This window comes from Paenibacillus sp. J22P169 (genome assembly GCF_059691995.1).
On the sequence record NZ_JCAUAO010000011.1, the window covers coordinates 71670 to 88939 of the forward strand.

A 17270-nucleotide genomic window follows, 5' to 3' on the forward strand; every position below is an offset into this window, starting at 1 on the left:
TAGGAAAAGGTAAAAAATAGAGATGGAGGCGAACCTATTGAGTAAAAAACTACAATTTGATTACAGTAAGGCATTATCCTTTTTATCCCAGCATGAGGTCGATTACTTGGCGGCTCAAGTCGAGTTAGCCCATAATCAACTGCATAACAAAACAGGCGCTGGCTCTGATTATTTGGGCTGGGTGGATCTTCCTGAGAACTACAATCGTGAAGAGTTTGCCCGTATTCAAGCATCCGCGAAGCAAATTCAATCGGATTCCGACGTACTTGTCGTGATTGGTATTGGTGGCTCTTATCTAGGCGCTCGCGCTGCACTAGAAATGTTGTCTCATTCCTTTTATAACATTTTGCCAAAAGATAAACGCAAAACGCCTGAGATTTATTTCGTGGGAAATAACATCTCTTCGACATATGTCACACACTTGCTTCAATTGCTAGAAGGTAAAGACTTCTCCGTGAATGTGATTTCCAAATCCGGTACGACAACTGAGCCAGCGATTGCTTTCCGTATTTTCCGCGAACTATTGGAGAAGAAATACGGTAAGGAAGCAGCTCGCAAACGGATCTATGCAACAACGGATCAAGAGAAGGGTGCGCTCAAAACACTAGCAACAGCAGAAGGTTACGAGACTTTTGTTATTCCGGATGATGTAGGTGGACGTTACTCTGTACTTACAGCGGTTGGTTTACTTCCAATTGCAACAGCTGGCATTGACGTTGAAGCGATCATGAAAGGTGCGGCAGACGCGCAGCAAGAGTTCTCCAATCCGAAGCTGAGCGAGAATCAAGCTTATCAATACGCAGCTGTACGTAACTCCCTATATCGTAAAGGGAAAACGATTGAAATCCTTGTGAACTATGAGCCATCCTTGCACTTCGTTTCGGAGTGGTGGAAGCAATTGTTCGGGGAGAGCGAGGGCAAGGACTACAAAGGGATTTACCCTGCCTCTGTTGATTTCTCAACGGATCTTCACTCGATGGGACAATTCGTTCAAGATGGCAATCGCATTTTGTTCGAAACCGTTATCCAAGTTGACCAAGTGGCAGATCATATCACCATCGGTACAGATGCAGATGATTTGGATGGTTTGAATTTCCTTAGCGGTAAAACAATGGACTTCGTGAACAAGAAGGCGTTCCAAGGCACGATGCTTGCGCACACAGACGGTCAAGTACCGAACCTGATCGTAACATTGCCGGATATGACGCCTTACTCTTTCGGATACATGGTCTATTTCTTTGAAAAAGCTTGCGGCATCAGCGGTTATTTGATGGGTGTGAATCCTTTCGATCAACCGGGGGTTGAAGCGTACAAAAAGAACATGTTTGCTCTGTTGGGCAAGCCTGGTTACGAGAAAGAAAAATCGGAACTTGAAGCTCGCTTGCAGCAGTAATTAGTCTTGAAAACGAAAAACGATTTATCCTATCGGATAGGTCGTTTTTTTGCACCTTTTTTTCCATTATTTATGTGGTAAATTTTCTTTCTATATTGTCGAAGTCCTATGTTGTGTGTAGAATATAGTGAAACAGTTGTTTCCTTCTACCGAGAAAGGTTGGCTATGCTAGCACATTATAAAACAATCCATTCGTATGGTTCGTCTGAGATTATCATCAAGAAGTCACGTTTCATCGGTCATGCTAAGCCCGTAGAGTCAGAAGAAGAAGCAATCCAGTTTATTGAAGCGATCAAGAAGGAACACAGGTCGGCAACGCACAATTGCAGTGCATATGTCATTGGTGAGCGGGATCAAATCCAGAAGCAATCCGATGATGGAGAACCCAGCGGTACCGCAGGGAAGCCGATTCTGGAAGTGATGAAGCATCAAGGGCTCAAGAATACCGTTGTCGTAGTTACTCGTTATTTTGGTGGCATCATGTTGGGTGCTGGCGGACTTATTCGTGCTTATACGGATGGGGCTGTGGCAGGCATAGAAGCAGGAAAGCCGATTTATAAAGTAAATCATCAGCTCGTGCTGATTGAAGTCGATTATACATGGTATGGCAAGCTGGAAAATGAACTGAGAAATCAAGGGATGCTGCTTGGAGACATCGGGTTTACGGACAAGGTGACCGTTCCTTGTTATCCTTTGGCTGCTGAAGCGGAAGCATTCATGAATTGGGCAACTGATGTTACACAAGGTCAAAGCATGATCGTCGCTGGTGAGAACGAATACATCGTTCACGAGAGCTTGCCTGAATAGGCAGGCTCCCCAGAAGACCAAACAAATTTCATATGAGCTGAGGATGCGGAGGGATAGGAATGGCTAGGAAAGCAGTCGCGCAAGAGCTTAGCAGAGAACGAATTCTTACGGAGGCGCGGGAATTATTCGCTACTTTTGGCTATCGCGCTTTAACGATGCGAAGCATTGCTAAAGCAATGGGGTACAGTCATGGTGCGTTATATTACCATTTTAATGAGAAAGCTGAATTATTTTATGCACTAATTAAAGACGATTTTGCCTTACTGCTGCAGCGTCAGCGGGAAATGATTGTTCGTGAGCATGGGTTTAGCGTGAATTTGCTTCAGAAGTTAATGATGGAATTCGTATGGTTTGGATTAAGCAATCCGAATCACTACGAAATGATGTTTATGATTAACGAGCCAGAACTACAACAGTACTCGCGTACCGAACAAGCACAATGCTTGGATATGTTTGCCATTGTGATCCGTGAAGTCTTGGTAGATCAACCGGGAGCCGAAGGTCGGAAGTTTACACTTCCTTGGAATTTGTTTATGTCTTTACATGGCTTTATCTCTTATTGTATTCAGTTTAAGCTATCCTACGAGGAAGCACGCAAATTGGCAGATGAGCATATCCGCTTGATCTGTGTTAGCCTCGATGTGGATTCGATTGAATTGCAGCGTCCGCTAGTCAAAATGGTTGGGCCGAATGTACGGAAATCATTCGTTATATAGAAGAAATGAAGGAAGCGAGACGATGTGTCTTTGCTTCTTTTTGCGTACTGGGGCAATCTGTATTTTACATTACCCTGACTGTGCTTTAAAATGATGAAAAGACAGCGATGGAAGGATGATTACGATGGATTTGAATATATGGTCGGAAGCGAACGTTGAATTTATGTTTGAAGGTATTACGAGAAAGCTGCGCATGGCAACAGGGGGATCTATTAAAGCCTCCAACGTGAAAGAAGAAATGTACGAGGATTTGAAAGATCTTTATGACATGGTCACGAGCAAGGATCGCTTCAGCATCAGCGAGATTGATGCGATTACAACCGAGCTTGGGAAGATTCGTAAGGCATAATAAACAAATACACCTGCCATAAGAATGCCGCTGTATCTGACCTTGAGTTGGAACGGCGGTTTTTTTGTCTTTGCGAAGCGAGTACGCGACCCCGAGCCCGACCCCGAACCCGAACCGAACCCGAATCGAACCCGACCCCGACCCCGAACCCGAACCCAAACCCAAAGCCAAACCCAAACCCAAACCCAAACCCAAACCCAAACCCAAACCCAAACCCAAACCCAAACCCGAACCTCGCCCCCGAACTCGAACCGAACCCGAACCCGAACCCGAGCCCCCGAACCCGAACGGAACCCGAACCCGAACCCGAACCCGAACCCGAACCCCAACCCGAACCCCAACCCCAACCCCAAACCGGAGCCCCAACCCGCCACCGAACCCATGCGCCACACGCCTCGTTGTGGCCTGCTGAACAGAATAACTGGATTTTCTGCATCTAATTCGCATGAAATCCCTTCATTTGAGCAAATAACTGGATTTCCTCCCGTTAATTTCAGCCGATTTCGTCAAACGGGTCACTTTGAGCAAAATTAACTGTACAAAATCCATCTAATCGCCGCCAGTAGGATATTTCCCTGAAATTAGCTGTATGAAATCCAGTTAATCCATAAAACAGCCCCAGCAAGGAACCCGAGAGAGTTCCGGCTGAAGCTGCTATTACACTAGTGTCGTTTTCTCATTTGTAAAGCTGATAATAGATATAACAGAAGCGTCACGCTAAATAAATTCCAGATGCTTGGTATGCTTGCTACAGACATATAGAGTCCGTAGGGGAGTGACCAGAGAAAAGCTACCAATATGAGTTTCCAACTTCTCACTAACGAACCAATCAACCCTAGTCCCGCAGGTGCAACTAACATCACGAGAAGGATTAGTACAGTATCCGAACTCGCAACTGTCTCTGAATAGGGATTCCAAAAAAGGAACCAACAACAGAGCAGAATGCTGCCTAATGAAGCATAAACGCCAACGTGGGAAATTGTCCTTTTCATAATGCCCCCTTATTAATTACCAGTAAGCTCTAATCGCCAATCATGACATTGCATGAAATGTCCTGGTGGGTACTCGAATTCACACTCACGCGTAAGGACAAAGTTAAGCTTTCGACACACGGCATTTGATGCAGGATTGTGAATGGAAGGGAACGCATGCATCCAACGAAATTTAGCCTCTGAGCTTGCGTGGGAAATAGTTGCCTGTAAGGCCGCACTGGCTAGCCCTCGCCCTTGAAAGCCGGGAAGCACGCTCCAACCGACTTCGTAGACATTTTCCCCTTGCCAATGGCTATCCCAGTATCCAATACTGCCTACGACTTCACGTTCAGGCAGCAATACGATGCTAAACATATGTCCTTTACCTTTTTCGCTGATGGTAAGATACCGTTGATGTCGAGTCAGAAGCTGCTCATCCGTTTCGGGGCCTCCAAGATGCTCCATCATATCAGGCGCATTGATGAGCCGCAGAAGTTTAAGATCCGATTCGGACCAAGGAACGATATTAACCTGTGACGCACTCACTTTCTCTGACATTTTCTCACTCCTAGTATACATAGTAAACTCGCAATTTGGTTCTAATGTTATCTCTATCATAGTGGAACGTATGTTCCGTGGCAAGGCGTTATCGATTCCTCATACATACTATCAACACTCCTAGGACAAAATAGGTAGAAATTGGTACAAAAGGAGAACGTAAATTGACTCAACATGGAGAGGCTTCTACCGCAGCTTTACCACAATTCCCTAAATCATTCTGGCTCGACTCAGTGGACAAGATCCCTCAGTTTACCACCCTGACAACTGATCTGAAGACCGATGTAGTCGTCATCGGCGCAGGTATTACTGGGATCACCACGGCGTATTTACTCGCTAAACGAGGTGTTAAAGTTGTTGTTCTGAATGCAGGTCCTATCCTCGAAGGTACGACAGGACACACCACTGCTAAAGTTACCACGCAGCATGGACTTATTTATCATGAGTTTCTTTCCCATTTTGGCGAGGAGAAGACCCGTCTGTATTATGAAGCGAACAACGAAGCGCTGATGCTCGTCAAACAAACGGTTAATGAGCTAGGCATTGAGTGTCAGTTTACCGAAGAAGATGCTTATCTGTATACGAGTGATGATACTTATTTAGAGCAACTACAAGACGAATATCTGGCATATGGGCAGATGCAAATTGGTGGTGATTATCTGGAATCAACCCCTCTGCCATTCGCGACGAAAGCAGCCATCAGAATAAAGGATCAAGCTAGGTTCAATCCTGTGCCTTACTTGATCAGACTCATCCAGGAGATTACCCAGCTGGGTGGCCAAATTTTTGAAGGAACAACGGTCGTCGGTGCATCCCATGAGCAGCCATCCGTTGTCACAACAAAGCAGGGGCATCAGGTCACTTGTAATTACGTTGTCACAGCCTCGCACTACCCGTTCAACGATATCAAGGGCGCATACTTCACTCGTCTGCATGCCGAGAAGTCATACGTGATCGCTGCACGCACGGAGAAAGCTTTCCCTGGCGGGATGTATATCAACGTGGAGAAGCCAAGTCGGTCTCTCCGAGCAGTTACGATACATGGAGAGCCAGCGGTTCTTATTGGCGGCGAGGGGCATAAGACGGGGCAAGGGCTTTGTACCCATCAGTACTATGAGAATCTACAGAAGTTCGGAGAAGAGACGTTCGGACTCCGGGAGATTCTGTATCGCTGGTCAGCGCAAGATGTGTTCACGTTAGATAAAATGCCCTACATTGGGCAGCAATTCTCCGATGCTCCTCATCTCCTTATGGCGACTGGATATCGCAAATGGGGAATGACGAACAGCATGGTAGCGGCGATGCTGAATACGAAATTAATTCTAGGGGAGCAAAGCCCCTATGAAGACGTATTCACACCACATCGTTTCCATGCCGATCCTAGCATCAAAACATTTATCATGCAGAATGCCAACGTCGCGAAAGAGTTTGTTGCTGGTAAGTTTGATTTGGTGCATAAGCAACCGGAAGAGCTGTCACCAGATGAGGGCGCTGTCGTTCGTGTGAAGGGCAAGAGAGCTGGCGCTTATCGAGAACCGAATGGGGAGCTGCATGTGGTCGATACGACTTGTACCCATTTGGGATGTGAAGTCGAATGGAACGATGCGGAGCGAACATGGGATTGTCCATGCCACGGGTCCAGATATTCCTACCAAGGTGATGTGATCGAAGGACCTGCGAAAAAGGCATTGACTAAACTCACCGTAGAGACATGAGCGTATTTTTGCGTAAAAATGGACAGCTATCCATGCGATGTTACCCCATTAGCCATACACTGTAGAGCAATGTATCTCTGTTGGGTGAAGGAGGTGGACGTTCGTGGCATCCAGAATTCGTAAAGACGAAGTGCGTAAATTGATCGGAAAAGACATTTTGGCTGTTAAGAAAGATGGTACACAGGTGACTGGTAAATTGGTGCGGATCAGCGGTAACACGTTGATTGTTGCTCCACAAAACGGCAAAAAAGTGCAAATTAAAGCGATTATCCCATTGGTTTTATTTGATTTGCTGGCTATTGGCACTGCACCTTATGCGTATGGTGGTTTCGGTGGTGGTTATGGCTTTGGCGGTGGCTTTGGTGGCTATCCGTATGGCGGTGGCTTTGGCGGCTTCGGTGGTCCAGGACTCTGGTTCTGAGGATGATCGAAATCAAAGACTCTTTCCCTCTGGGGAAGAGTCTTTTGGTTGTTGTGAGAACCAATTCGAAATGCCGCACCAATCCGCTGCCCCCTGAATAGGCTAAGATACAGGTTTACGGCAGAGGCACCGTACATAGGGTGATGCTCTGGAAACCACCGCGGATAGGGAGTGAGCAGCATGCCGAGTTCCATCGTGTTTAACATGATCAATATTAATAATCAGAATACGAATGCAACGATCGGGATTGGAGAGAATGCCCAATCCAGCTGGGATTCCCATAGCAAAAACAATTACGGCACCGGTGAATTCATCGGTAATTCAGTCACTTGCAACATCGTCAATTTCATTTATGATAATGACTTTATCGATGCACCAATTAATGATCAGGACTTTAAACCAGCCATAACCAATCAAGTTTAGGGAAAGGGTGGTTGTAAGCCATGATGAATCTGCCTGGACCCTTAGATCCACCATTGATTCAATTTGACTCTATTCATGTCAATTCGATAGCGGATGCCTCTGGCATATTCATTGGCACCAATGCACAAGTGAATTGGTCAACGAGCGGTAAAAGCAATAGCGGCCTCGGTGAAGTGAGCGGTGAGCACAATCTGGTGTGGAACAATGTGAACACCGTATATGATAACGATATCATTGATGCGCCGTATACCAAAGGTGATTTAATCATTGGTCGTGTTTAAAAAAAGCTCCGCGACAGCCTTATTCGGCTGTTTGCGGAGCTTTGGTCGTTGCTTCTGTTGGAGGAGCTGAAGCTGCTGCTGTGTTAGCCGTGAAGCCTGATGCCTGTGCTTGCACAGTAATCATCTCTTGCAGCCACTCCGGCGTCTCGTTATCACCGACATTGAGCATATCGAGGAAATCCGAATCGTTCAGCATCGAGCGGGTACCAACCAACTGATTATGATCGCCTTCGACAGCGCCAAAGCCTTGAACTGTTTTTTGATTACTTTGAAAATCAGTGGGCCAATTATTTCCCATATTGATGCAGGATGCACTTTCGACGGATCCAATACGGATCGAGCCGATGATAAAGGTTGGGGACATGAACGACGACACGGTCAATCACCTCATCTTTACGCTTTAGACTGGGGCGGGGTATAGCGATAGCCGGTTGAGGTTCGCTCGGGACCTGAACCCTCTTGTGCAGTTGATGAATTCGAAGCACCGTCGGTGGATCTCTCTGGTTTCGATTCTTTGGTCACCTGTGAACGTTGGAAAGCCTTATCCACCGCATCATCATGTGCTTTCCCATTCGGCTTAGCGCCGAAATTGTTCCCTAAATTCAACGAACCGCTCAATTCCTTAATATCGAGCTGGTCGAGTCGAAAGGTCAAATTTTCGAGAACAGGCTGATGGACGTGAAGGTTATCAATATGAATGCGCGGGTGCTTGGCAGAGAGATCGGCCAGTTGTTCTTCAAGCCTTCTCAGCCGTTGTTCCAATAGGTGGACGGTTTGGGTGTGAACGGAAGACGACACAGTCTCGTTTCTCATTAGAGATGCCCCTTTTGGAGGTAAAACTGGTGATTCAGATGGTGGCCGCGATGCTTTCTTTTTTGGAAACCACATAGGCAGAGTCAGCTCTTTCGTGTATTCGGTATATAATCAAACGTATCATTATCCAGGACTGAATGTTTCCCGCCTAACACCACATTGTGATCACCTGTTAATTCACCGATCCCTTGATTCGTCTTGACTGAATGCCTTCTGCCGCTGATCCGATTGCTGCCTTTATTCACGCTGGAATTTTCCGTTATGTCATCGATATGAATGGATTGAAATTGGATCCGAACCATCGTCATTCCCTCCAAATCCTCAGTTTCGCATAGATCTCCTTTTATTTATATGGGGACAAACGAAGAATCATTTCTCTTTTTGCAAAAACAAAAAGATCACCGTTCTCCCCAAGAAGTGGAGTCGGTAATCTTCATCAACCATTGTCTCATGTAAACTGTATCGGGATGACCTTCTCCCCATCAGGTGGTGCAAGTGGAATACGAATAATGAGCAAGCCATTATGATATTGCGCTCGCATCTGATCAGTCAAAGCCCTGCCAGGCAAGCGAATCGCTCGCTCAAATGTGCCAAAATAACGCTCGGACAGCCGCATTTGCTCATCGCTAACCTGATAAGGCCGAACGAGCATGCCTCGAATCAAGAGCGATTGGTCGCGAAAAGATAACTGGATGTTCTCAGGGGACGACAGTCCTGGTACCTCTGCGACGACAACGAGTTCTTGTGGTGTCTCATACATATCAACTCTAGGTCCGGTTAGTGGAATAATACTGGCAATATCCTGCCAGAATTCGGGGCCAAGCACATCGCCGGCTTGCGCCGACAGTCCCTTCCAATCGGGCTTTGACGAACGATTGCCTGGAGGATTCATCTGCCATCATCACCTGACTTCACCATTAAAAGTAGAGCTGCGAGCAGCTCGCTACTAGTTTATGTGCAATCGCGGCAGATTATGGCTGACTTCTAGATTCGGACATGTTTCCTATTGCGGTGGCCGCTGATTGGCGAGCTGCTGTTGGGCCATGCGAACAAGCTCTCTCACCATCGCGCCGCCGATTGGACCTCCGACTCTGCCGGCATCTTCTGAGCTGAGTTGTCCATTATAGCCTTGCTGTAAGGGAACGCCGAGCGTGCGCGCGACCTCATATTTCACAAGATCTGGCCGTTCAGGATTTACGGCGTACCCTTGATTTTGCATGACGTGAGCCTTCAAAAGCCCTAAGCCATGTTCGGATCCGGGCACCATGGCCCGGTTTCTTCTTCTTCGTGACATCGTCTATCACCTCTTAGGCGTTAGGATGCCCTGTCACTTTTCAGATCATGAGTACGGAAGGTGAAATATTTATGCCCGATATAATTGCCAATCGTGTACAAGCCGTTGCCAGCCAATATGGCGCCATTATGGAGCCAGCTCGCACTAGCATTCGTCAGATACGATCCTAGCGCATCGGCAAGCAGCCAGCTGACCCCATAGGAAAATCCGTAGCAGACGAGGATAACAAGTCCAAATTTCCACCAACTGCTGCCGATACTGGCATTCGAGCGAAACGTAAACGTGCGATTAAGCAGGTAACTCACCACGGCACCGATCGTATTGCCGCCAAAGGTCGATACCCAATAATTTAGATCAAATAGGTTGAAGAGTGCGAAACTGGCGGACAAGCCGACCAACGTATTCAAAACACCAACGAGTAAGAAACGCGCGAAGCTGCCTGTTAAGATAGGTTTCAAAGAACTCATCCCATTACCGCCTTGATGAAACAGGTCGAACCGCCTGCGAAGTGGCAGATTCTATCTCCTGAGCGTGTTCCGTCAATTCCTTTTCGATAACAAATAGGGGACGCTGCTTCACTTCTTTATAAATTTTACCTATGTATTCGCCGATCAACCCGATAGCAAGGAGCTGCACACCGCCTATGAACCAAACGGAGAGAACAAGGGAGGTCCAACCCGTTACGTTTGCGCCTAGAAATTTGCCTACGATCGCATAGATAGCAGCAACCACGCTAAGTGCAAAGAGCAGAAAGCCCATAACTGTGACGAAACGTATAGGAGTTACGCTGAATGAGGTAATGCCGTCGAAGGCAAAAGCAAGCATTTTGCGCAGCGGATATTTGGATTCACCAGCAAATCGTTCTTTTCGGTCATAATAGACCTGTGTGGAGGGAAATCCTAGCAGAGGGACTAAGCCGCGGAGGAATAAGTTAACCTCTTGAAATTTCTCCAAATTATCAAGCGTGCGTTTACTCATTAAGCGGAAATCTGCGTGATTGTAATGTATTTTTACACCTAAGGATGTCATGAGTTTATAAAAGCCTTGCGCGGTAGCTCGCTTGAACAAGGTATCTGATGAGCGATCCTGACGAATACCGTAGACAATATCGTAGCCTTCATGAAATTTTACGAGAAATTCTCGAATGACAGCTGTATCATCTTGGAGATCCGCATCGATGGAAACGACACAGTCGGAATACGCTTTCGCTTTCATAAGTCCGGCGAGTAAGGCACTTTGATGGCCGGCATTTTTCGCGAGCTTAAGTCCCGTAACGAACGAATTGGAGAGATGGAAACGCTCAATCAACGACCAAGTTGCATCTTTACTGCCATCATCTACAAACAAGACCGTACTATTGGGGGCAATCAATTGATCTGTTATTAGAGAATCTAGGACCTCACTGAGCTGAAAAACGGTTTCCGGGAGTACTTCTTCTTCGTTATAACAAGGGACCACAATGGTCAAAATCGGTTTAGACACAGTACCTCGTCTCCGTCCTGAGTTGGGAATAAATGATATTCATTGCTTAAGTTTTAATTATAGCTAAAAGGACTTAAAAAAGTAAGCGGCCGGTACGGAAATCATCCGTCCCAGCCGCCATGATACTATCTACCTATTGATTACCAACCAAATCCGAACGTAGCTAGAACAATAACCAAGAGGACGTATAGAACGAGGACTACAGCAGTGCTTGAACCAGCAGGGTATCCACAACTCATGTCAATCCCTCCCTTCACAAAATTACTATATGTCATACGACTAGAGGGTGTATGGATGAATGCCCGATTGCGAAATAAATATTTGGGCAACGTGTCCACCTTTGTGGGACTGGTTGGGAGTGATTAGAGCAACAGAACAATGTAGAGACATCATGCAAGGAAAGGAGGCAATCATACATATGCTTTACGAGGAACGTCAACCGGATGAGACATTGCATCGATATGTGAAATGTTATTGGTATTTGGAGCGGGATTACAGTGCAGTGGAAGAGGGAGAAACCCTATGGCCAGATGGCTGCCAAGAGTTGATTTTTCATTTTGGAGCTGATTATTCCGTAGGTGGGCAAGTTCTGCCAAGAGCGTTTTTTGTCGGCACACTATCCCATTATCATCCGCTTACCGCAGAAGGTCCCATTCGTTTATTCGGAGTACGGTTGCTGCCATGGGGATTGCGTGCTTTCAAAGAGATGGATCATCGTGAGTTGATCGACAAGTTTCTTCCGCTCTCAGATTTATTTCCCGAACATGAACTTACTGAGCTAGTTCCGCAGTTGGCAGAGGCTGATTTAGACGAGGGGGTCGCATTATTAACGGCCTATTTGTACCGTCATTTTCAACCGGAAACCAAGCATGCCGCTATGATTAATATATTGTCCAAGCTATATCGAACTCCGATGGAACAGGATGTTCCCATCAGTGTTGCTGAGAGTGGCTACTCCCAGCGGCACTTTGAGCGAATTTGTGCAGAGCTCGTCGGCATGTCGCCCAAGCGATTAAATTCCGTATCCCGATTTAATCTGGCCCGGCTTCAAATCTTCTTCAATCCCACGGTGGACATAGCAAGCTGTATGGGGCAGTTTGGCTATTATGATTATGCGCACTTCTCCAAGGAATTTAAAAGGTGCCTTGGTATTACGCCAACGGAATATAAGAAGTGGCTGTTGCGACTTGCGGAGATGTGAGAGTAACACGAGTAACACCGATACAAACAGTAAAATCGATAAGACCGATAAGACCGATAAGACCGATAAGACCGATAATAGCAGTAATACCAGCAAAACGGCCATACCAGCAATACCAACAACACCGATACAGACAACTCCGGGGGCCGTTTAAGGAAATAACTGGATTTTCTCCATCTAATCGCAGAGCAAATGGGCAAATTTATGAAATAGCTGTATTTTCTCCAGTTAATATTGGCCATTCCCTTCTACAGGAGAGTTTTAGGCGAAATTAACTGGAGTTTTTCCATTTAAATTTCAAAAATAGTGGAAAGTTCCGAAAATAACTGGAGTTTTTCCATCTAAAGTTACTCAGAGGAACTGGAGGGTAGGTAGAAACAGAAAAAACAGAAGGAACAGAAGGAACAGGACAAGGACAATCGTGGGGTGTCCTAATTCAAGATAAGGTTTCCCACTTCGCCCACATTTCCCTAGGGTTCAACTCATAGATTTCACTTTCCCGAAACATAAACTGGTGCATAATCAACTCTCGGCGCAAGGTTGCAAAATCCGGATGATAATTTTTGAGAATGATGTTTAGTTCTTTCTCGGCATAGGAGCGCCCTTTTTCAAGCTCGGTAACCAGATGCTCGAGGACAATCAATTTCTTCTTAAGTTGAGCAGGAATATGTTTGAGTTTGCCATCTAACGTGAAAAAATTCCGTATAACCGACTGCTTGAGATTCGAGTTTTTGTCTGCTATTTCCATGGATGCAGGTACCTCCTTTTTATTTTTGAAAATAAGATCAGCAGTTGCCTGACCGTGACTGCGAATGAACGCGTCATTCAAGGTGAAATAAATCGTATTCTTATCACGACGCTCATGAATGAGGTTGGCTTCGCGAAGTTTTGCAGCGTGATGTGTTACGGTCGCAGGGGTCACGCCCAATTTTTCAGCGAGTGTTAGCCCGTTGGATTCACCGTCCGCAAGCAGAATAAGCATTCGTATACGAGTCGCATCGGAGAGCGCTTTATGATAGGTGATAATTTTATCCAGTTGCATAGGTGGCAGCTCCTAAGTTTAAATTAGATGTATATCTAATTAGATAATATTTAAATTAGTTGAGTGTGTCAAGCGCGAAAGTTTCCTTCTGGACAGGGGTCATGTAAAATACGAGTATAGAAGTCAAAGCTTAAAGGGGAAAAACCATGCGAATACTTGTCATGACAGCAGTCGCTCCTGAACGAGATGCCATTCAGCGGGGTCTTGGTCAGGATCGTAGATTCGAATATGCGTTAGCAGGCGTGGGTATTGCCGCGGCAGCGGTGAATGGAGCCCTCGAGCTTGCCAAAGCCGATTATGACCTATTGATTATCGCCGGTATTGCAGGCGGTTTCGTGGGTCAAGCGGAGGTTGGCTCGCTTGTTATCGCGAGCGAGATCATCGCCGCTGATCTGGGTGTTGAGCTGCTGGACGGCTTCAGCAGCCTAGACGAGCTGGGCTTCGGCTCAACGCGCATCAGCGTTGCGTCCGACCTGGCCCAGCGCGTGACGGCGGCGCTGCAAGCAGCCGGCCTGAAGGCGCAAGCGGCGCCGGTGCTGACGGTGGCAACGGCCACCGGAACAGCGGCAACCGCCGCTGCGCTGGCAGCGCGCGTGCCTGGCGCTGCGGCCGAAGCCATGGAAGGCTTCGGCATTGCGACAGCTGCGCAGCAGCGCGGCGTGCCCGTGCTCGAGATCCGCGCGATCTCCAACGCGGTGGGGCCGCGAGACCGAGACGCCTGGCGGATCGGCGATGCCTTGAAAGCTTTAGAAGCAGCAGGTTCAGTCTTAGCGGAGGTGCTTTAATATGAAAATAGCGTTCTCACCTTGTCCAAACGATACCTTTGTTTTCCATGCCTGGGCGCATGGCTTAATCCCAGGAGCGCCAGAGCTCGATGTCCTCTACGCGGACATCGACATAACGAACCGTCTGGCCGCCGAAGGCACTGGCCCCGACGTGCTCAAGATCTCCTATGCAGCACTCCCTTGGGTGCTGCAGGATTACGCCCTGCTGCCCTGCGGCGGCGCCTTGGGCAGAGGCTGCGGGCCGCTTGTGCTGACGAAGCCAAGCGAAGGCTTTACGGCTGACCCGGCTGCACTTAGCGGCCGCCGTGTTGCTGTGCCAAGCGAGCGCTCGACCGCGTACTTACTGTTCCGCCTATGGGCCGAACAGAACGTACCTGGCGGCGTAGGCGAAATCGTGGTCATGCCGTTTCACGAGATCATGCCCGCCGTGCGGGACGGCCTCATCGATGCCGGCCTCGTTATTCATGAAGCGCGGTTTACTTACCCGTCGTACGGGTTAGCGCTTCTAACAGATTTGGGCAGCTGGTGGGAGTCCGACACCGGGCTGCCAATCCCGCTCGGCGCCATCATTGCTCGGCGCACCATGGATCTGGAGGCTCTCGCAGGTTGGGCTCGCGCCTCGGTTGAGTACGCGTGGGCGCATCCGGAAGCTTCGCGCGACTACGTCATGCAGCACGCGCAGGAGATGGATCCGCAGGTCGCGCAGCAGCACATCGACCTTTACGTCAACGAGTTCACTGCTGATCTCGGCGATAGCGGCTATGGCGCTGTCTTGACCTTGCTTCAGCGTGCTGCTGAGACAGGCCTTGTGCCACAGATGGATTATGCGGCCTTATTGAAATAGTCCTTACATTGGATCGTTGGATGAAGTGTCCAATAGCAACATCAAAAAAGCTGTCTATCCCGTAGATGAAATCTACTGGAAGACAGCTTTTTGGTATTTCCGAACCTACCCGATCACATTCACAGGCGTACCCTGAGCAAAACTCCGCGCATTACTGCTCGCAACAGCCATCAACCTAGCTCTGGCTTCTTTCGTTGCCCATGCAATATGCGGCGTAATGATCACGTTCTGTGCATGCAGCAAGGGATTATCTGGTTTCGGTGGTTCAACCGTTAGTACGTCAAGCCCAGCACCAGCAAGGCGGCCTTCATTCAAAGCTTGCGCGACATCCGACTCGTTAAGCAGCCCGCCTCTGGCTGTATTAATCAGAATAGCTGATGGTTTCATCAAAGCGATCCGCTCCGCATTGATCAGCTCGCTCGTCGCTGGTGTCAGTGGACAATGCAGACTAATCACATCTGCACGGTGGAGCAGTTCTTCAAGCGATACCCATTCAATGCCTTCCACAGGTTGTGGAACACTTCGCCCGCTGCCTGTAGCAATGACCTTCATACCCATCGCTTGAGCGATCAGCGCCGTTTGTTTGCCGATCTGACCAAGCCCGATCAGGCCCATGGTTTGGCCGCTTAGCTCCACAAGGGAGGACCTGCTGTAGCTGAAATCGATCGACGCAGCCCAATCGCCTTGAAGCACACTGTCGCTATGGCGCTGCACCCGATGACAGATCTCCAATACCAATGCAAAAACCAACTGAGCAACCGAATGCGTGCTGTACGCAGGAACATTTGTAACTAAAATGCCTTTCTCCTTCGCCGCTTGGATATCGACAATATTGTAGCCAGTCGCCAGAACACCAATGTAGCGGAGTTTCGGCAACTGTCCGATTGTTTGCGCTGAAAGAGGAGTCTTATTCGTCAACACCATGTCTGCATGTGCGGCGCGTTCTACAATCTCAGATTCAGAAGTACGTTCATAGACTGTCAACTCACCTAGCGCTTCCAAACTGCTCCAGTCCAAATCACCTGGATTTAATGTATAACCATCAAGTACAACGATATTCATGTGGATTTACTCCCCTAGCGTTTTATTTCTTCACACCTGGTTCTTTAAAAGGGTTTAAAAACATCTTCGGAATATGCGTCTCGAAACGCATTAACTTGCCTGTCGTCGGGTGCAAAAAGGCTAGCACACGCGCATGAAGACCAAGCCGATTGATCTCCTTCGATTTGGAGCCATACTTTTTATCCCCAGCAACGGGATGCCCGATATCCTGCATATGAACGCGAATCTGGTTTTTACGGCCGGTTTCCAAGTTCACCTCAAGCAGGGAGAAACTCTTGTTCGCTTGCAGCGTTTTGTAATGTGTGACCGCATGCTGTCCGTCGTTCGGGTACGGTGTAGAGAACATTTTGAGCGACTTCGCGTGCTCCTTGAGCCACGAAGAGATTGTTCCCTCAGGCTTGCGCACCATGCCTTCCACTAGTGCAACGTATGTGCGCTCCTTAACGCTTTCCTGCCAAGTGTTCTGTAGGTGCTGTTGGGCCTGTTCGTTTTTGGCAAACATCATCACCCCTGAAGTGTCCCGATCTAGACGATGAACGACAAAAATCCGTGCCTTCGGATCATGATTCCGTACATGCGCCGTAAGCTGGCGATAGGCCGTAATTTGATTTTCCTGCGTATCCGTTGCTATGGATAGAAGGCCAGCATCCTTTTGAATCACAATGACATCGTTATCTTCGTGCAAAATCGTCATACCTGCTAGCGGGATATCCTCCACGACTTTATCTTTGTTAATCGTTACGGTCATCTCAGGTTGCAAGGGGTAATTATAAGCGGTGACCGCTTTACCATTCACTGCGACTTGTCCACGAGCGAGGATAGCTTTGACCGCATTTCGACCTAGACTCGATAGCTTTTCTAACAAAAAGGGCAAAAGTTCAATAGATTCCTTTACCGTATACTGGCGAGTGCTCGACTCCTGGCTCACCTTAGCTGTGTGCGAGGGTTGGCCCTGCGGTTTATGCGTACCGAATTTGGGTTTATAGTTTGGGTTGGATTTTGGACGTGAACCTTGTTTTTTTTGCATATTAAAATACCTCCTAGTGCGATGGCTTACCTTCCGGTCAGATCATTCGACCTCCAATATACCACGTTCGTAAAAGCAAATGAAAT

23 protein-coding genes are annotated in these 17270 nt (G+C 47.7%); 11 read left to right on the forward strand and 12 right to left on the reverse strand.

Annotation, left to right across the window (positions count from 1 at the left end; translation table 11 throughout):
* The first annotated feature begins 37 nt into the window (after positions 1-37).
* From AC58QG_RS31215 to AC58QG_RS31230, 4 genes are all read left to right on the forward strand, one after another.
* Positions 38-1393, forward strand: a complete 1356-nt coding sequence (locus tag AC58QG_RS31215) for a glucose-6-phosphate isomerase (RefSeq protein WP_497365937.1) — start codon at positions 38-40, stop codon at positions 1391-1393.
* A gap of 165 nt (positions 1394-1558) precedes the next feature.
* The gene (locus tag AC58QG_RS31220) at positions 1559-2200 is read left to right on the forward strand and encodes a YigZ family protein (RefSeq protein WP_497365938.1); all 642 of its coding nucleotides are present in this window, start codon (positions 1559-1561) and stop codon (positions 2198-2200) included.
* Positions 2201-2259: 59 nt separating this feature from the next.
* Positions 2260-2916, forward strand: a complete 657-nt coding sequence (locus tag AC58QG_RS31225) for a TetR/AcrR family transcriptional regulator (protein WP_497365939.1) — start codon at positions 2260-2262, stop codon at positions 2914-2916.
* A 124-nt stretch (positions 2917-3040) separates the two neighbouring features.
* Positions 3041-3265 (forward strand): DUF1128 domain-containing protein, encoded by a 225-nt coding sequence (locus AC58QG_RS31230; protein WP_497365940.1) that lies wholly within the window; start codon positions 3041-3043, stop codon positions 3263-3265.
* Positions 3266-4269: 1004 nt separating this feature from the next.
* Here the strand turns inward: AC58QG_RS31230 and AC58QG_RS31235 are convergent.
* Positions 4270-4794, reverse strand: a complete 525-nt coding sequence (locus AC58QG_RS31235; protein ID WP_497365941.1) for a GNAT family N-acetyltransferase — start codon at positions 4792-4794, stop codon at positions 4270-4272.
* Positions 4795-4958: 164 nt separating this feature from the next.
* Here AC58QG_RS31235 and AC58QG_RS31240 point away from each other — a divergent pair, with 164 nt between their 5' ends.
* From AC58QG_RS31240 to AC58QG_RS31255, 4 genes are all read left to right on the forward strand, one after another.
* The gene (locus tag AC58QG_RS31240; protein WP_497365942.1) at positions 4959-6509 is read left to right on the forward strand and encodes an FAD-dependent oxidoreductase; all 1551 of its coding nucleotides are present in this window, start codon (positions 4959-4961) and stop codon (positions 6507-6509) included.
* A gap of 103 nt (positions 6510-6612) precedes the next feature.
* Positions 6613-6930 carry a hypothetical protein gene (locus AC58QG_RS31245; RefSeq protein ID WP_497365943.1) on the forward strand — a complete coding sequence of 106 codons (318 nt, stop codon included), beginning with the start codon at positions 6613-6615 and terminating at the stop codon, positions 6928-6930.
* Between the two features lie 180 nt (positions 6931-7110).
* Positions 7111-7353, forward strand: coding sequence for a spore germination protein (locus tag AC58QG_RS31250; protein WP_436238391.1), 243 nt, complete (start codon positions 7111-7113; stop codon positions 7351-7353).
* A gap of 20 nt (positions 7354-7373) precedes the next feature.
* Positions 7374-7634, forward strand: a complete 261-nt coding sequence (locus AC58QG_RS31255) for a hypothetical protein (RefSeq protein WP_497365944.1) — start codon at positions 7374-7376, stop codon at positions 7632-7634.
* Positions 7635-7653: 19 nt separating this feature from the next.
* Here AC58QG_RS31255 and AC58QG_RS31260 read toward each other — a convergent pair whose 3' ends face one another.
* The 8 genes from AC58QG_RS31260 to AC58QG_RS31295 form a co-directional block, all read right to left on the reverse strand.
* Positions 7654-7998: a hypothetical protein gene (locus AC58QG_RS31260; RefSeq protein WP_497365945.1), complete on the reverse strand. Its 345-nt coding sequence runs from the start codon at positions 7996-7998 to the stop codon at positions 7654-7656.
* Between the two features lie 29 nt (positions 7999-8027).
* Positions 8028-8447 carry a hypothetical protein gene (locus AC58QG_RS31265; RefSeq protein ID WP_497365946.1) on the reverse strand — a complete coding sequence of 140 codons (420 nt, stop codon included), beginning with the start codon at positions 8445-8447 and terminating at the stop codon, positions 8028-8030.
* Positions 8448-8530: 83 nt separating this feature from the next.
* Positions 8531-8749, reverse strand: a complete 219-nt coding sequence (locus AC58QG_RS31270) for a hypothetical protein (RefSeq protein WP_497365947.1) — start codon at positions 8747-8749, stop codon at positions 8531-8533.
* A gap of 146 nt (positions 8750-8895) precedes the next feature.
* Entirely contained in the window at positions 8896-9339 is a 444-nt protein-coding gene (locus AC58QG_RS31275; RefSeq protein ID WP_171631165.1) for an Hsp20/alpha crystallin family protein, read from the reverse strand.
* A 111-nt stretch (positions 9340-9450) separates the two neighbouring features.
* Positions 9451-9741, reverse strand: coding sequence for an alpha/beta-type small acid-soluble spore protein (locus tag AC58QG_RS31280; RefSeq protein ID WP_497365948.1), 291 nt, complete (start codon positions 9739-9741; stop codon positions 9451-9453).
* 20 nt (positions 9742-9761) lie between these two features.
* Positions 9762-10208, reverse strand: a complete 447-nt coding sequence (locus AC58QG_RS31285; RefSeq protein ID WP_497365949.1) for a GtrA family protein — start codon at positions 10206-10208, stop codon at positions 9762-9764.
* A gap of 4 nt (positions 10209-10212) precedes the next feature.
* Entirely contained in the window at positions 10213-11223 is a 1011-nt protein-coding gene (locus tag AC58QG_RS31290; protein ID WP_497365950.1) for a glycosyltransferase family 2 protein, read from the reverse strand.
* A 140-nt stretch (positions 11224-11363) separates the two neighbouring features.
* On the reverse strand, positions 11364-11462 hold the full coding sequence (locus tag AC58QG_RS31295; protein WP_497365951.1) for a YjcZ family sporulation protein: 99 nt from the start codon (positions 11460-11462) through the stop codon (positions 11364-11366).
* Between the two features lie 179 nt (positions 11463-11641).
* On the opposite strand from AC58QG_RS31295, the gene AC58QG_RS31300 reads away from it, so the two are divergent.
* Complete coding sequence (locus AC58QG_RS31300; protein ID WP_497365952.1) at positions 11642-12424, forward strand: AraC family transcriptional regulator; 783 nt, start codon at positions 11642-11644, stop codon at positions 12422-12424.
* A gap of 436 nt (positions 12425-12860) precedes the next feature.
* Here AC58QG_RS31300 and AC58QG_RS31305 read toward each other — a convergent pair whose 3' ends face one another.
* Positions 12861-13466 carry a DUF2087 domain-containing protein gene (locus tag AC58QG_RS31305; protein ID WP_497365953.1) on the reverse strand — a complete coding sequence of 202 codons (606 nt, stop codon included), beginning with the start codon at positions 13464-13466 and terminating at the stop codon, positions 12861-12863.
* A 146-nt stretch (positions 13467-13612) separates the two neighbouring features.
* On the opposite strand from AC58QG_RS31305, the gene AC58QG_RS31310 reads away from it, so the two are divergent.
* Both AC58QG_RS31310 and AC58QG_RS31315 read left to right on the forward strand, forming a co-directional pair.
* Complete coding sequence (locus AC58QG_RS31310) at positions 13613-14251, forward strand: futalosine hydrolase (protein ID WP_497365954.1); 639 nt, start codon at positions 13613-13615, stop codon at positions 14249-14251.
* A gap of 1 nt (position 14252) precedes the next feature.
* A complete protein-coding gene (locus tag AC58QG_RS31315; RefSeq protein ID WP_497365955.1) occupies positions 14253-15095 on the forward strand; it encodes a 1,4-dihydroxy-6-naphtoate synthase in 843 nt (280 codons plus the stop codon).
* 105 nt (positions 15096-15200) lie between these two features.
* Here AC58QG_RS31315 and AC58QG_RS31320 read toward each other — a convergent pair whose 3' ends face one another.
* Together AC58QG_RS31320 and AC58QG_RS31325 are read right to left on the reverse strand one after the other, a co-directional pair.
* Positions 15201-16157, reverse strand: a complete 957-nt coding sequence (locus AC58QG_RS31320) for a D-2-hydroxyacid dehydrogenase (protein ID WP_497365956.1) — start codon at positions 16155-16157, stop codon at positions 15201-15203.
* A 22-nt stretch (positions 16158-16179) separates the two neighbouring features.
* On the reverse strand, positions 16180-17184 hold the full coding sequence (locus AC58QG_RS31325) for an RluA family pseudouridine synthase (protein WP_497365957.1): 1005 nt from the start codon (positions 17182-17184) through the stop codon (positions 16180-16182).
* Between the last annotated feature and the right edge of the window lie 86 nt (positions 17185-17270).